A 15,910-nucleotide genomic window follows, 5' to 3' on the forward strand; every position below is an offset into this window, starting at 1 on the left:
TCTGGATCAAGCTGAAAATTGAAACGACACACAGTTAATGTGTGTTCGAGTCTCTCAAATTTTCGCAACACGTGGGTGTTTTACGAAACATCTTCGGGTTGTGAGGTTAAGCGACTAAGCGTACACGGTGGATGCCCTGGCAGTCAGAGGCGATGAAGGACGTGCTAATCTGCGAAAAGCGTCGGTAAGGTGATATGAACCGTTACAGCCGGCGATGTCCGAATGGGGAAACCCAGTGCAATTCGTTGCACTATCGTTAACTGAATACATAGGTTAACGAGGCGAACCGGGGGAACTGAAACATCTAAGTACCCCGAGGAAAAGAAATCAACCGAGATTCCCCCAGTAGCGGCGAGCGAACGGGGAGCAGCCCAGAGTCTGAATCAGCTTGTGTGTTAGTGGAACGGTCTGGAAAGTCCGACGGTACAGGGTGATAGTCCCGTACACCAAAATGCACAGGCTGTGAACTCGAAGAGTAGGGCGGGACACGTGGTATCCTGTCTGAATATGGGGGGACCATCCTCCAAGGCTAAATACTCCTGACTGACCGATAGTGAACCAGTACCGTGAGGGAAAGGCGAAAAGAACCCCGGCGAGGGGAGTGAAAAAGAACCTGAAACCGTGTACGTACAAGCAGTGGGAGCACCTTGGGTGTGACTGCGTACCTTTTGTATAATGGGTCAGCGACTTATATTCTGTAGCAAGGTTAACCGTATAGGGGAGCCGCAGGGAAACCGAGTCTTAACTGGGCGTTAAGTTGCAGGGTATAGACCCGAAACCCGGTGATCTAGCCATGGGCAGGTTGAAGGTTGGGTAACACTAACTGGAGGACCGAACCGACTAATGTTGAAAAATTAGCGGATGACTTGTGGCTGGGGGTGAAAGGCCAATCAAACCGGGAGATAGCTGGTTCTCCCCGAAAGCTATTTAGGTAGCGCCTCGTGAATTCATCTTCGGGGGTAGAGCACTGTTTCGGCTAGGGGGTCATCCCGACTTACCAACCCGATGCAAACTACGAATACCGAAGAATGTTATCACGGGAGACACACGGCGGGTGCTAACGTCCGTCGTGAAGAGGGAAACAACCCAGACCGCCAGCTAAGGTCCCAAAGTCACAGTTAAGTGGGAAACGATGTGGGAAGGCACAGACAGCCAGGATGTTGGCTTAGAAGCAGCCATCATTTAAAGAAAGCGTAATAGCTCACTGGTCGAGTCGGCCTGCGCGGAAGATGTAACGGGGCTAAACTGTGCACCGAAGCTGCGGCAGCGACACTATGTGTTGTTGGGTAGGGGAGCGTTCTGTAAGCCTGCGAAGGTGGCCTGTGAGGGTTGCTGGAGGTATCAGAAGTGCGAATGCTGACATAAGTAACGATAATGCGGGTGAAAAGCCCGCACGCCGGAAGACCAAGGGTTCCTGTCCAACGTTAATCGGGGCAGGGTGAGTCGACCCCTAAGGCGAGGCCGAAAGGCGTAGTCGATGGGAAACAGGTTAATATTCCTGTACTTGGTGTTACTGCGAAGGGGGGACGGAGAAGGCTATGTTAGCCGGGCGACGGTTGTCCCGGTTTAAGCATGTAGGCGGAGGTTCCAGGTAAATCCGGTACCTTTTAACGCTGAGGTGTGATGACGAGGCACTACGGTGCTGAAGTAACAAATGCCCTGCTTCCAGGAAAAGCCTCTAAGCATCAGGTAACATTGAATCGTACCCCAAACCGACACAGGTGGTCAGGTAGAGAATACCAAGGCGCTTGAGAGAACTCGGGTGAAGGAACTAGGCAAAATGGTGCCGTAACTTCGGGAGAAGGCACGCTGATATGTAGGTGAAGCCCCTGCGGGTGGAGCTGAAATCAGTCGAAGATACCAGCTGGCTGCAACTGTTTATTAAAAACACAGCACTGTGCAAACACGAAAGTGGACGTATACGGTGTGACGCCTGCCCGGTGCCGGAAGGTTAATTGATGGGGTTATCCGTAAGGAGAAGCTCTTGATCGAAGCCCCGGTAAACGGCGGCCGTAACTATAACGGTCCTAAGGTAGCGAAATTCCTTGTCGGGTAAGTTCCGACCTGCACGAATGGCGTAATGATGGCCAGGCTGTCTCCACCCGAGACTCAGTGAAATTGAACTCGCTGTGAAGATGCAGTGTACCCGCGGCAAGACGGAAAGACCCCGTGAACCTTTACTATAGCTTGACACTGAACATTGAGCCTTGATGTGTAGGATAGGTGGGAGGCTTTGAAGCGTGGACGCCAGTCTGCGTGGAGCCAACCTTGAAATACCACCCTTTAATGTTTGATGTTCTAACGTTGGCCCCTAATCGGGGTTGCGGACAGTGTCTGGTGGGTAGTTTGACTGGGGCGGTCTCCTCCCAAAGAGTAACGGAGGAGCACGAAGGTTAGCTAATCCTGGTCGGACATCAGGAGGTTAGTGCAATGGCATAAGCTAGCTTGACTGCGAGCGTGACGGCGCGAGCAGGTGCGAAAGCAGGTCATAGTGATCCGGTGGTTCTGAATGGAAGGGCCATCGCTCAACGGATAAAAGGTACTCCGGGGATAACAGGCTGATACCGCCCAAGAGTTCATATCGACGGCGGTGTTTGGCACCTCGATGTCGGCTCATCACATCCTGGGGCTGAAGTAGGTCCCAAGGGTATGGCTGTTCGCCATTTAAAGTGGTACGCGAGCTGGGTTTAGAACGTCGTGAGACAGTTCGGTCCCTATCTGCCGTGGGCGCTGGAGAATTGAGGGGGGCTGCTCCTAGTACGAGAGGACCGGAGTGGACGCATCACTGGTGTTCGGGTTGTCATGCCAATGGCATTGCCCGGTAGCTAAATGCGGAAGAGATAAGTGCTGAAAGCATCTAAGCACGAAACTTGCCCCGAGATGAGTTCTCCCTGAGACTTTAAGTCTCCTGAAGGAACGTTAAAGACGATGACGTTGATAGGTCGGGTGTGTAAGCGTAGCGATACGTTGAGCTAACCGATACTAATGAACCGTGAGGCTTAACCTTACAACGCCGAAGGTGTTTTGGCGATTTGAGATGATTTTCAGCCTGATACAGATTACTCGATGCGTCCTGAGGACGTGTTGAAAACAGAATTTGCCTGGCGGCGATAGCGCGGTGGTCCCACCTGACCCCATGCCGAACTCAGAAGTGAAACGCCGTAGCGCCGATGGTAGTGTGGGGTCTCCCCATGTGAGAGTAGGGAACTGCCAGGCATCAAATAAAACGAAAGGCTCAGTCGAAAGACTGGGCCTTTTGTTTTTGTATTTTGCGGCCAGACGCGCCGCCATCTCCCCCGGTGGCGCTGCGCTTACCGGGGCTACAGACCCCGTAGCCCGGAAAAGGTGCGCAGCACCGCCTCCGGGGAAAGCCGCTGTCATAGCAACGTAAACGAAAGGCTCAGTCGGAAGACCGGGCCTTTTGTTTTTGTGTTTTGCGGCCAGGTACTCCGCCATCTTCCCCGGTGGCGCTGCGCTTACCGGGGCTACAGACCCCGTAGCCCGGAAAAGGTGCGTAGCACCGCCTCCGGGGAAATCCCACCTATATCACCGCTATTGCCTCTCTAACCAACTCGCAATAAACGTCGCGATCTGTGGAATATTATTTAAATCCAACAGCGGAAGTGACGTCACGATGGGTACATCGCTGGCCACGGCGATCGTATGTTCATCAATCACTAGCTCTTCTACAAGATGTCCGCTATTTTGCCGGAAAAGCAGGATCTTCGGCACAGGTTCATGCTTAAAACCCTCCACCAAAACGAAATCCAATTTGTCAGGATCCATTCTGCTTACCAGCCATTGAAGATCTAATTCGGGTTCATCTGGGGTTTCTGTCATCAGCGCCCAACGCTGCTTACTGGCGACAATAGTTTGTGAAGCGCCAGCTTTGCGCAACTCATAACTATCCTTGCCAGGTTTATCGACATCCATATTGTGATGAGTATGCTTTATTAGCCCCGGCCGCAATCCTTTAGCGCAGAGTTCAGGGATAAGGCGTTTTAATAACGTTGTTTTCCCGGTACCGCTCCATGCGGCGATCGCCAGTAAGGGGATCATGATGACTCCTGCATCTGCTGCAACTCATCCAACGTATTTACATTGATGAACGCTGATTTCACATCGCTGAAATTCACCGGGTGCCCACCTACTTGACGCATAAAGACCATCACCCGGCGTTCTCCATGAGCCAGATAAGTCTCCAGTTCCGGAATGATTTGACGATGAACTAATGCAACGGCGGGATGATCGCGCTCGCCATCGTGTACCCAAACCACCGGCGCTGAAGCTTTCTGTTGTAGAAAGCGCTCGACCAGAAAAGAGGGGATGAACGGCGTGTCGCAGGGGCAAAATACAAACCATGGGCTATCTACCTGCTGCATAACGGCAAGCATTCCGGCCAGTGGGCCTGGAAAATCAGCTTGGGTATCGCGATAAACGGCATATCCGCTAGTATGCCAATACTCAAGATTGCGATTAGCGCTAATCACTAATCTGCCTACCTGCGGCTCTAATGAATCCGCAACGTGACGCCAGAGAGGACGACCATTCAGCAACTGCAATCCCTTATCAACACCGCCCATGCGCGTAGCTCTTCCACCCGCCAGCACGACGCCGGTTATTGCCTCGCTTTGCATATTAATATCGCCTCTTTCATTGTGGGATTGACCCTGTTAACTTGTCCCTATCAAGAGTAAGGAGCATGACTATGAAATGTAAACGCCTGAATGAAGTAATTGAGCTTCTCCAGCCAGCCTGGCAAAAAGAACCTGAACTGAACCTGATGCAATTCTTGCAGAAACTGGCGGCTGAAGCAGGTTACAAAGGTGAACTAGCCGATCTTTCTGATGATATTCTGATTTATCACCTGAAGATGCGTGATTCATCGAAAGAGGCTGTCATCCCGGGTATTCAGAAAGATTATGAAGAGGATTTTAAAACCGCACTGTTACGCGCGCGCGGTGTTATTAAAGAGTAAAAGGTTGTAAGTGCTGCCGCGAAACCGGCTACGAGATGATATCCTGAAGCATTCGTACGATTATCGGATGTCAGGATGCACGATAAGGCTTTTACTTTTCAGACGCTTCACCCGGATACCATCATTGATGGATTATTCGATCTGGGAATGCGGGTCGACTCCGGTCTGACCCCGCTTAATAGCTATGAGAACCGTGTTTACCAGTTTCAGGACGAAGATCGCCGCCGCTACGTGGTGAAGTTCTATCGTCCTGAACGCTGGTCTGCAGAACAGATCCTCGAAGAACATCAGTTTGCGCTTCAACTCGTAGAAGATGAAGTGCCCGTTGCCGCGCCGCTCTTATTTAACGACAGCACGCTACATCAACATCAAGGATTCTTCTTTGCCGTCTTCCCAAGCCTCGGTGGCCGCCAGTTCGAAGCGGATAATCTTGACCAAATAGAATGGGTCGGGCGCTATCTTGGCCGCCTGCACCAGACCGGTCGTAAGCAGCGTTTTAATGCGCGCCCGGAGATTGGCGTACAAGAATATCTGTTGGAACCACGTCAGGTATTCGAACAGGCGACGCTTATTCCATCTGGCCTGAAGGCTGATTTCCTGGGTGCGGCTGATAAACTCATCGATGCCGTCAGGGCGCAGTGGCACGGGCGTGCGGATACGCTTCGTCTACATGGCGACTGCCACGCCGGTAATATCCTGTGGCGCGATGGTCCGCTGTTTGTTGATTTAGATGATGCCCGCAGTGGCCCGGCGGTACAGGATCTCTGGATGCTGCTGAATGGCGATAAAGCCGAACAGCGCATGCAGCTGGAGACCATCATTGAGGCTTATGAAGAATTCAGTCCGTTCAACACGGACGAAATCGCTCTCATCGAACCTTTACGCGCCATGCGTTTAGTTTATTATCTGGCGTGGCTGCTCAGGCGTTGGGACGATCCTGCTTTCCCTATAAATTTCCCATGGTTAACCGGGGAAGATTATTGGCGCGGGCAGACTGAAACATTTCTTGAGCAGGTGAAGGTTCTGCAGGAACCCCCTCTTCAGTTAACGCCAATGTATTAATGTGATATATCAGGAGAGAAATAATCATGAAAAAAATTTGGCTGGCGCTGGCTGGTATGATTCTGGCTTTCAGTGCATCCGCTGCCCAGATCACCGACGGCAAGCAGTACACCACCCTTGATAAGCCGGTTGCAGGTGAACCTCAGGTCCTTGAGTTCTTCTCATTCTACTGCCCGCACTGCTATCAGTTTGAAGAAGTGCTGCACGTTTCCGACAATGTACGTCAGAAACTGCCTGAAGGCACCAAAATGACCAAGTATCACGTTGAATTCCTGGGCCCGTTGGGTAAAGACCTGACCCAGGCGTGGGCTGTGGCGATCGCGCTGGGCGTTGAAGATAAAGTAACCGCGCCGATGTTTGAAGCGGTACAGAAAACCCAAACCGTGCAGTCCACTGCCGACATCCGTAAAGTCTTCGTTGATGCGGGCGTTAAAGGTGAAGATTACGACGCGGCATGGAACAGCTTTGTGGTGAAGTCTCTGGTCGCCCAGCAAGAGAAAGCCGCAGCCGATTTACAGCTGCAGGGCGTTCCGGCGATGTTTGTTAATGGTAAATACCAGCTGAACCCGCAGGGTATGGATACCAGCAATATGGACGCGTTTGTTTCCCAGTACGCAGATACTGTGAAACAACTGGTTGAAAAGAAATAAAAAAAAAGCCGGTCACTGACCGGCTTTTTTTATCGACTCTATAGTCACGACTTTTCGTTACCCTGCATAATGTCAGTGAGCTGACGATCTTTTTCTTCCCAAAGCCCATTCAGCCAGCGCTGGAAACCGCGCTTAAAGTTTTTATCATTGACGTAATCACCGTGTAGTTCCTCGCCAATCGGCACCAGATTAATACGTACCACGATACGTGTCAGGCGGCCGCTTAACATATCGTAAAACGGCCTGGCATTATTATCCGGATAGCACAGCGTAACGTTCAGTAGCTTATCGAACTGTGCGCCGAGGACGTTTAACGCCATCGCAATGCCCGCAGCTTTAGGCGGCAACAGGTTGTGGTAAGGCGAGCGCGTCTCGCGCTTCTTTTCAGCGGTAAACCTTGAACCTTCAACGAAGTTGACAATGGTTGTCGGATGAGAGCGGAATTTTTCACATGAGCGGCGAGTCGTTTCGACGTCTTTACCGCGACGTTCCGGGTGGCGCAGTAAGTAGCCGCGCGAATAGCGGCGCATAAAAGGCATATCAAGCGCCCAGCAGGCCAGGCCGATAAACGGTACCCAGGCCAACTGCTGCTTGAGGAAGTATTTATTCATCGGGATATGCTTGCGAAACAGAACGCAGAGCACCACGATGTCCGCCCAGCTATGATGGTTGCTGATAAGCAGATACCAGTTCTTTTTATTCAGCCCTTCCAGCCCCTGAATATCCCATTTCAACCATGGGTTGAGATGCAGCAGCAGCGCCAGTCCTTCGCACCAGCAATACATCATAAAATTGCAAAAAACGGAAATAGAACGCCATACCGCCGGGATAGGTACCAGCAGTTTAATCAGTCCGGCGATGATAATCGGTACGGAACAGATAATGGTGACTAAGATGGTAAGGGCGATACTCAGCGGGAGCGTTATCGCAGCGAGTAATCTCGACATAGTTAGTTTATTCAGAAAGTTAGGCCGGCAAAGAACCTTCTTAAGCCGCGCAAGAGGCTGATTTTACCAGAAAACGCGGTAAATAACGGGTCTTACCAGAACAGAAAAAAACGCGAATCTTATATCCACATGGAACATTGAGTCATCATGAATCGCATATAGCCTTGGGGGAAGATTTAATTCTTTGATATATAATGAGTTATAAGATGACATGTTACATGGCTTAGGCTTTTTGGGCTGAGGCGATAAAACTATACACAAAGTTATCCACAGATAATATTGTGCAGCGATTCCCCTCTGCGATGAATCTTTTCGGCTAAATGCGGGAAAAATTCAGGATTTCATGCCCGTCTGTGGCATCCTTTACCCATAATCTGATAAACAGGCACGGAAATTATGGTTCAGATCCCAGAAAACCCTCTCATCCTCGTCGACGGCTCCTCTTACCTATATCGGGCTTACCACGCCTTCCCACCGCTAACCAATAGCGCCGGGGAGCCTACCGGCGCTATGTACGGTGTGCTGAATATGTTGCGTAGCCTGATCCTGCAGTATCAGCCGACGCATGCCGTCGTGGTATTTGATGCCAAAGGGAAAACCTTCCGTGACGAATTGTTTGAGCATTACAAATCACATCGTCCGCCGATGCCGGACGATCTACGTGCGCAGATTGAACCGCTGCACAAGATGGTGAAGGCGATGGGGCTGCCGCTGATGGCGGTGCCTGGCGTTGAAGCGGATGACGTTATCGGCACGCTGGCCCGCGAGGCGGAAAAAGTGGGCCGCCCGGTACTGATCAGCACCGGTGATAAAGATATGGCGCAACTGGTGACGCCGGGCATTACCTTAATCAACACCATGACCAACACTATCCTCGGCCCGGAAGAGGTCGTGAATAAGTACGGCGTACCGCCGGAACTGATTATTGATTTCCTCGCGCTGATGGGCGACTCCTCGGATAACATACCTGGCGTCCCGGGCGTTGGGGAAAAAACGGCGCAGGCGCTACTGCAGGGTTTGGGTGGTCTGGATACGCTCTATGCAGAACCGGAAAAAATCGCCGGGCTGACCTTCCGCGGCGCGAAAACGATGGCGGCGAAGCTGGAGCAGAACAAAGAGGTGGCCTACCTCTCTTATCAACTCGCGACGATAAAAACCGATGTTGAACTGGATCTGGGTTGCGAAGAGCTGTTAGTTGCGCAGCCGGCGGCAGATGAGCTGCTGGCATTGTTTAAGCAATATGAATTCAAACGTTGGATCACCGATGTCGAATCCGGCAAATGGCTACAGGGGAAAGGCGCTAAACCAGCGGCGAAACCAGCTGAAGCCGCGGTAATTATGGAAGAAGAGGTCGCCGCGACGCTCTCTTCTGAGTATTATGTGACAATCCTGGATGAAGCGACGCTGGTCGAATGGATTGCCAGATTGAAGAAAGCGCCGCTATTCGCTTTTGATACCGAAACGGATAGCCTCGATAACATTTCCGCCAATATGGTGGGTCTGTCATTCGCGATTGAGCCTGGCGTCGCGGCTTATGTGCCGGTGGCCCATGATTATCTCGACGCGCCGGACCAGATCCCACGTGAACGCGTGCTGGAGCTGCTCAAGCCGCTGCTGGAAGATGACAAGGTGCTAAAAGTAGGGCAAAACCTGAAGTACGATCGCGGCATCCTGGCCAACTATGACATTGAACTGCGTGGTATTGCCTTCGACACCATGCTGGAATCCTACACCCTCGATAGCGTCGCGGGTCGACATGATATGGATAGCCTGTCCGATCGCTGGTTGAAACACAAAACCATCACCTTTGAAGAGATTGCCGGTAAGGGGAAAAATCAGCTCACCTTTAATCAGATCGCGCTGGAAGAGGCCGGGCGTTACGCCGCGGAGGATGCTGACGTGACGCTGCAACTGCATCTGAAGATGTGGCCGCAACTGCAGCAGCATGAAGGTCCGCTGAATATCTTTAAAAATATCGAGATGCCGCTGGTGCCGGTGCTGTCGCGGGTTGAGCGCAACGGCGTGAAAATCGATCCGGCGGTGCTTCACGCGCATTCGCAGGAGATCGCTAAGCGTCTGGTTGAACTGGAACAACGCGCCCATGAAATTGCCGGTGAGGAGTTCAACCTCTCTTCTACCAAACAGTTGCAAACTATCCTGTTTGAAAAGCAGGGCATCAAGCCGCTGAAGAAAACGCCTGGCGGTGCGCCGTCGACTTCTGAAGAGGTGCTGGAGGAACTGGCGCTGGATTACCCGCTGCCGAAGGTGATCCTCGAGTATCGTGGGCTGGCGAAGCTTAAATCGACCTATACCGATAAGCTGCCGCTGATGATTAACCCGAAAACCGGTCGTGTTCATACTTCGTATCATCAGGCGGTGACGGCGACCGGGCGTCTCTCTTCGACCGATCCTAACCTGCAGAATATTCCGGTACGTAATGACGAAGGTCGTCGTATTCGTCAGGCGTTTATTGCGCCTCAGGACTATCTGATTGTGTCTGCCGACTATTCGCAGATTGAGCTGCGCATCATGGCGCACCTGTCGCGCGATGAGGGGCTGCTGAAGGCGTTTGCGGAAGGTAAGGATATTCACCGCGCCACCGCGGCAGAGGTATTTGGCTTACCGTTAGAAAGCGTCAGTAATGAACAGCGCCGTAGCGCGAAGGCGATTAACTTCGGCCTGATTTACGGTATGAGCGCATTTGGTCTGGCGCGTCAGCTGAATATCCCGCGTAAAGAAGCGCAGAAGTACATGGATCTCTATTTCGAGCGCTATCCGGGCGTACTGGACTATATGGAACGTACCCGCGCGCAGGCGAAAGAGCAGGGTTATGTCGAAACGCTGGAAGGGCGTCGTCTGTATCTGCCGGATATCAAATCCAGCAATGGCGCGCGCCGCGCGGGCGCGGAACGTGCAGCGATTAACGCTCCGATGCAGGGAACGGCGGCGGATATTATTAAGCGGGCGATGATTGCCGTTGATGACTGGCTGCTGAGCGAAAAACCGCGCGTGCGGATGATCATGCAGGTGCACGATGAACTGGTGTTTGAAGTGCACAAAGACGATCTGGACAGCGTATCGAAGAAGGTGCATGAGCTGATGGAAAACAGCACCACGCTTGCAGTGCCGTTATTGGTGGAAGTCGGTAGCGGTGAAAACTGGGATCAAGCGCACTAAGTGGGCAATCTGTAAGGCTCTTTTTTGTAAGTTAGCAACATAACTTATAGATTTTTGTGATGGTCATTTGAATTTGTTATGTAAATAGTGAAAAAAAACTACAAAAAGTGCTTTATCCATAACCGAAAGAAGAGTAAAGTTATTCGCGTAGGGTACAGAGGTAAGATGTTCTATCTTTCAGACCTTTTACTTCACGTAATCGGATTTGGCTGAATATTTTAGCCGCCCCGGTCATTTATGACCGGGGCGTTTTTTATTGCGCGAAAGAAAAGTTTTACGCGCTGACAACAGCGTAAAATGAACGTCCGGATAGGGCGCTGGGCGCCATTATCCGGAAAAAGCGGGGGTTACTCTGCGTCTTCGGCGGCTTCTTGCGGCGGGATGTCGTTAAACCAGCTATCCAGCTTCTGACGCAATTTATCCACGCCAGTTTTTTTCAGCGAAGAGAAAGGCTCAACCTGGATATCGCCATTGAAGGCCTGTACCGCTTCACGCACCATATTGACCTGCGCTTTACGCGCGCCGCTGGCGAGCTTATCGGCTTTGGTTAGCAGGACCAGCACCTGAATATCGCTTTCTACCGCCCATTCGATCATCTGCTGATCGAGATCTTTCAGCGGATGACGGATATCCATCAATACCACCAGGCCTTTCAGGCACAGACGTTTTTCAAGATACTCACCCAGCGCCTTCTGCCATTTGATTTTCATCTCTTCCGGCACCTGCGCGTAGCCATACCCCGGCAAGTCGACCAGGCGTTTACCTTCCGCAACCTCAAACAGGTTGATAAGCTGGGTACGACCCGGCGTTTTTGACGTACGCGCCAGGCTTTTCTGGTTAGTCAGCGTATTAAGGGCGCTGGATTTGCCCGCATTTGAGCGGCCAGCGAATGCCACTTCGATTCCGGTATCGGATGGAAGATGGCGGATATCAGGCGCGCTCGTGACAAAATGCGTCTGTTGATAATTCCAGTTGGTCAAGACTGTCGTCTCCGTAAAATCAGGCTATGGCGGGGATTATACCTGAAAGGCAGAAAAAGGCTGTTTTTACCGCACGTCGGCGTTGTAAGCAAAAACCATGAGCTTTGTGAGACATTGTCCATAAGGACTATACGAAATTTGTGAGAAAAACCTGACGTCAAATTCATAGATTATCGTTAAATCATACTGTTACAGGAAACTCTATTCCCTTAAGCAGGCTTTTCATCCTACAGGTGGTTGTCGATTTCCGGCAAAACGGTAAAGTAGTGGGCAAAGGCGAGGATGCCGGAGGATTACGACTCAGGACGAGGGGTCAGGAGCGCCAGGAGGCGAAGACCGGGATTGTCAGGATGACAAACGTCTGGAGACGTTTTAAAAGGGAAAGGGATAGAAACAAGGACCGTTGGAAGCTAAGGGAAAGACAGGGTAAGTCGATAGCTGACATGGAAAGTGGAAACCCGTTAAGGGTTGTGAGTGCGGAAAAAGGCGACAGATTAATCTGTCGCCTTTTTTCTTTGCTTGCTTTCTGCTAGATTCCGCCTCAATTCTATACTGAAGAAAACTGTCTGAAGATCACACATCATGAAAAAACCGGCATCCGCATCGCGCGGTAAAGCACGTGGTAAGTCGCGTGAAGAGTTGAACCAGGAAGCACGCGACCGTAAACGTCAGAAAAAACACCGCGGCCATGCCGCAGGCAGCCGCACCAGCGGCGGCGATGCTGCTTCAGCAGGCAAAGGCCGCAGCCAGCAGCAGGACCCACGCATTGGCAGCAAAAAACCGATCCCGCTGGGCGTGACAGAAAGCACCCCGGCCGTTAAGCAGCACAAACCGAAGAGCGAGAAACCTATGCTTTCACCGCAGGCTGAGCTGGATTTGCTGGAGAATGATGAGCGCCTGGACGCGCTGCTGGAACGTCTGGAAGAGGGCGGTACCCTGAATGCTGAAGAGCAGGCCTGGGTCGATGCCAAACTGGATCGTATTGACGCGCTGATGCAGCAGCTTGGCCTCTCCTATGACGACGAGGACGAGGAAGAAGAAGAGCGTCAGGAAGATATGATGCGTCTGCTGAAGGGTGGAAACTAACGTTTGCATCCCATCGGATTCCCGGTCCTGCTTATAACCCTTCTGGTTATATGTTATCTGCTGTGGTTATTCGTTAAACTAAGACGGTTGTCGCGGCGTCAAAAATGGCTGCGCAACCGGCTCATGACCCGAGGTGCGGTTGGGCCGGCACGGCGTACCCGTCGGCGGCATCATCGGAAGGAGTGAGCATGTCTGAGCAGTTAATCGACTGGGATCTGGCCCTTATCCAGAAATATAACTATTCCGGGCCGCGATATACCTCGTATCCCACCGCGCTGGAGTTTTCTCCGGCGTTCGGCGCTGCTGATTTTGCCGCCGCCGTCGCCCGCTACCCGCAGCGGCCGCTGTCGCTGTACGTCCATATCCCGTTCTGCCATAAGCTCTGCTATTTCTGCGGCTGTAATAAGATTGTCACCCGTCAGCAGCATAAGGCCGATCAGTATCTTGATGTCCTTGAGCAGGAAATTATTCACCGCGCGCCGCTTTTTGCCGGCCGTCAGGTTAGCCAGCTGCACTGGGGCGGCGGTACGCCAACCTATCTCAACAAAGCGCAAATCAGCCGCTTGATGAATCTGCTGCGCGACCACTTTAACTTCAACGCCGATGCGGAAATCTCAATTGAGGTTGATCCGCGTGAAATCGAACTGGATGTACTGGATCATTTACGATCCGCAGGGTTCAACCGTCTGAGCATGGGGGTGCAGGATTTCAATAAAGAAGTACAGCGCCTGGTGAACCGTGAACAAGATGAAGAATTCATCTTTGCGCTGCTGCGTCATGCGCGTGAGATTGGCTTCACATCGACCAACATCGATTTGATTTACGGTCTGCCGAAGCAAACGCCGGAAAGCTTTGCCTTCACGCTGCAGAAAGTGGCTGAACTCAACCCGGACCGTCTGAGCGTCTTTAACTACGCGCATCTGCCAACGTTATTCGCTGCGCAGCGCAAAATTAAAGACGCGGATTTACCGAGCGCAGAGCAGAAACTGGATATCCTGCAGGAAACCATCGCTTCGCTTACCAAAGCGGGCTATCAGTTTATCGGCATGGACCACTTTGCCCGCCCGGACGATGAACTGGCGATTGCCCAACGTGAAGGCGTGCTGCACCGTAACTTCCAGGGGTACACCACTCAAGGTGATACCGATCTACTCGGAATGGGCGTGTCGGCGATCAGTATGATTGGCGACTGCTATGCGCAGAACCAGAAAGAGCTGAAACAGTATTATCAGCAGGTCGATGAAAGCGGCACCGCGCTGTGGCGGGGTATTGCGTTGACCCGCGATGATTGCATCCGCCGGGATGTCATTAAGGCCCTGATTTGTAACTTCCGTCTTGAGTTCGCGGCGGTTGAAGCGCAGTGGGATCTTATCTTCAACGATTACTTTGCCGAAGATATGAAATTGCTGGCGCCGCTGGCGAAAGATGGGCTGGTGGATGTGGATGAAAAAGGAATACAGGTCACGGCAAAAGGGCGTCTGTTGATTCGTAACATCTGTATGTGCTTCGATGCCTATTTGCGACAGAAAGCGCGCCTGCAGCAGTTCTCTCGCGTTATTTAAGCGAATCCCGGTGAGTCAGCTCACCGGGCGTTCATTTCGCCGCTAAGACCGGTGTTATTCCATTCCCAGCTCTTTTAGCTTCCGCGTTAACGTATTTCGCCCCCAGCCCAGCAGACGAGCGGCTTCCTGCTTATGCCCTTGCGTATGACGTAGCGCGGTGGTGAGCAATGCACGCTCCATCTCCGGCTGCGCTTCTGATAGCAGGTTTTGATGACCGGAACGCAGGGCACGGTCAGCCCATTGCCCCAGCAGCGTCGCCCAGCTATCCGGTTGGATCTGCGTTGGGCTATCGGGAATCGACGTTTCGAACAGCTCGGACGGCAGATCCTGGGTCAATACCTCCTGGCCTGCTGCCATCACCGTTAGCCAGCGACAGGTGTTCTCCAGCTGTCGCACGTTACCGGGCCAGGCCAGTCGCGTCAGCGCCGCTTCCGTTTCCGGATGCAACTGCTTGGCTTCGACGCCCAGTTCGCGGGCGGCAATCTGCAGGAAGTGGCGCGCCAGGCGCGGAATATCTTCCCGGCGTTCGCGCAGCGGCGGCAAATGCACGCGAATCACGTTCAGGCGATGGAACAAATCTTCACGGAATTTTCCTTCCTGCACGCGTAGCTCAAGGTTCTGGTGGGTCGCGGCAATAATCCGCACATCGACTTTCACCGGCGCATAGCCGCCAACGCGATAAAATTGGCCGTCAGCCAGCACGCGCAGCAGTCGCGTCTGAACATCCAGCGGCATATCGCCAATTTCATCAAGGAACAGCGTACCGCCATCGGCCTGCTCAAAACGCCCCTGACGGACGGTATTGGCGCCGGTAAAAGCCCCTTTTTCATGGCCGAACAGTTCCGATTCAATCAAATCTTTCGGAATGGCCGCCATGTTAAGGGCGATAAACGGCGATTTGGCGCGTGGACTGTGGCGATGCAGCGCGTGGGCGACCAGCTCTTTACCGGTACCTGATTCGCCGTTGATCAGTACGCTGATTGAGGAGCGTGACAGGCGGCCAATGATGCGAAACACATCCTGCATCGCCGGCGCTTCGCCAATAATATCGGCTGTCGGGCTGCTGACCGGCGTATTACGCGGCTGCTGCTGCTCCTGATAATGGCTAATCGCACGGTCAACCAGCGCCACCGCCTCATCAATATCAAAAGGTTTCGGCAGGTAATCAAAGGCGCCCTGCTGATAGGCGCTGACGGCGGCATCGAGATCCGAGTGTGCGGTCATAATGATGACCGGAAGCATCGGATGGCGTTGTTTAATCTGCTTTAACAGCGCCAGACCGTCCATCCCAGGCATGCGAATGTCGGAGAGTAAAACGTCCGGCGTTTTGGTGGTGAGGGCATCAAGCACCTCATTGCCGCTCTCAAATGTGGTACAGCTTAGACCCGCTCCGGTGAGTGCGCGTTCAAGCACCCAACGGATGGAGCTATCGTCATCGACTACCCAGGCTATCCCTCGTTGCATAAAC

12 protein-coding genes and 2 rRNA genes are annotated in these 15,910 nt (G+C 52.5%); 9 read left to right on the forward strand and 5 right to left on the reverse strand.

The genetic code is table 11. From position 1 onward, the window contains the following. Positions 1–104 precede the first annotated feature (104 nt). Positions 105–3,007: ribosomal RNA gene (locus EAE_RS07375) — 23S ribosomal RNA — on the forward strand. A gap of 93 nt (positions 3,008–3,100) precedes the next feature. Beyond that, a 5S ribosomal RNA gene (gene rrf, locus EAE_RS07380) occupies positions 3,101–3,216 on the forward strand. A 336-nt stretch (positions 3,217–3,552) separates the two neighbouring features. On the opposite strand, the gene mobB is transcribed toward rrf, so the two are convergent. Both mobB and mobA read right to left on the reverse strand, forming a co-directional pair. After that, positions 3,553–4,059, reverse strand: coding sequence for a molybdopterin-guanine dinucleotide biosynthesis protein MobB (gene mobB / locus EAE_RS07385; RefSeq protein ID WP_015368985.1), 507 nt, complete (start codon positions 4,057–4,059; stop codon positions 3,553–3,555). Continuing rightward, a complete protein-coding gene (gene mobA, locus EAE_RS07390) occupies positions 4,056–4,637 on the reverse strand; it encodes a molybdenum cofactor guanylyltransferase MobA (RefSeq protein ID WP_015703924.1) in 582 nt (193 codons plus the stop codon). The genes mobB and mobA overlap by 4 nt, the downstream gene beginning before the upstream one ends. 71 nt (positions 4,638–4,708) lie before the next feature. Between mobA and EAE_RS07395 the strand changes: the two genes are divergently transcribed. The 3 genes from EAE_RS07395 (at position 4,709) to dsbA (ending at position 6,690) form a co-directional block, all read left to right on the forward strand. Continuing rightward, a complete protein-coding gene (locus EAE_RS07395) occupies positions 4,709–4,978 on the forward strand; it encodes a YihD family protein (RefSeq protein ID WP_015368982.1) in 270 nt (89 codons plus the stop codon). A 75-nt stretch (positions 4,979–5,053) separates the two neighbouring features. Beyond that, complete coding sequence (locus tag EAE_RS07400) at positions 5,054–6,040, forward strand: serine/threonine protein kinase (protein WP_015703925.1); 987 nt, start codon at positions 5,054–5,056, stop codon at positions 6,038–6,040. A 26-nt stretch (positions 6,041–6,066) separates the two neighbouring features. After that, a complete protein-coding gene (dsbA, locus tag EAE_RS07405; protein ID WP_015368980.1) occupies positions 6,067–6,690 on the forward strand; it encodes a thiol:disulfide interchange protein DsbA in 624 nt (207 codons plus the stop codon). Positions 6,691–6,734: 44 nt separating this feature from the next. On the opposite strand, the gene EAE_RS07410 is transcribed toward dsbA, so the two are convergent. Then, the gene (locus tag EAE_RS07410; protein WP_015368979.1) at positions 6,735–7,637 is read right to left on the reverse strand and encodes an acyltransferase; all 903 of its coding nucleotides are present in this window, start codon (positions 7,635–7,637) and stop codon (positions 6,735–6,737) included. 396 nt (positions 7,638–8,033) lie between these two features. On the opposite strand from EAE_RS07410, the gene polA reads away from it, so the two are divergent. After that, positions 8,034–10,814, forward strand: coding sequence for a DNA polymerase I (gene polA / locus EAE_RS07415; RefSeq protein ID WP_015703926.1), 2,781 nt, complete (start codon positions 8,034–8,036; stop codon positions 10,812–10,814). A gap of 165 nt (positions 10,815–10,979) precedes the next feature. Next, a complete protein-coding gene (spfP, locus tag EAE_RS25655; RefSeq protein WP_071892919.1) occupies positions 10,980–11,027 on the forward strand; it encodes a small protein SpfP in 48 nt (15 codons plus the stop codon). A 134-nt stretch (positions 11,028–11,161) separates the two neighbouring features. On the opposite strand, the gene yihA is transcribed toward spfP, so the two are convergent. Further along, entirely contained in the window at positions 11,162–11,794 is a 633-nt protein-coding gene (gene yihA, locus EAE_RS07420) for a ribosome biogenesis GTP-binding protein YihA/YsxC (RefSeq protein WP_015703927.1), read from the reverse strand. Positions 11,795–12,376: 582 nt separating this feature from the next. Between yihA and yihI the strand changes: the two genes are divergently transcribed. Beyond that, positions 12,377–12,880 (forward strand): Der GTPase-activating protein YihI, encoded by a 504-nt coding sequence (gene yihI, locus EAE_RS07425; protein ID WP_015703929.1) that lies wholly within the window; start codon positions 12,377–12,379, stop codon positions 12,878–12,880. Between the two features lie 188 nt (positions 12,881–13,068). Continuing rightward, entirely contained in the window at positions 13,069–14,442 is a 1,374-nt protein-coding gene (hemN, locus tag EAE_RS07430) for an oxygen-independent coproporphyrinogen III oxidase (protein ID WP_015703930.1), read from the forward strand. Positions 14,443–14,496: 54 nt separating this feature from the next. Here hemN and glnG read toward each other — a convergent pair whose 3' ends face one another. Then, positions 14,497–15,906: a nitrogen regulation protein NR(I) gene (gene glnG / locus EAE_RS07435; RefSeq protein ID WP_015368973.1), complete on the reverse strand. Its 1,410-nt coding sequence runs from the start codon at positions 15,904–15,906 to the stop codon at positions 14,497–14,499. Positions 15,907–15,910 lie beyond the last annotated feature (4 nt).

The organism is Klebsiella aerogenes KCTC 2190, from assembly GCF_000215745.1.
Lineage (GTDB): Bacteria > Pseudomonadota > Gammaproteobacteria > Enterobacterales > Enterobacteriaceae > Klebsiella > Klebsiella aerogenes.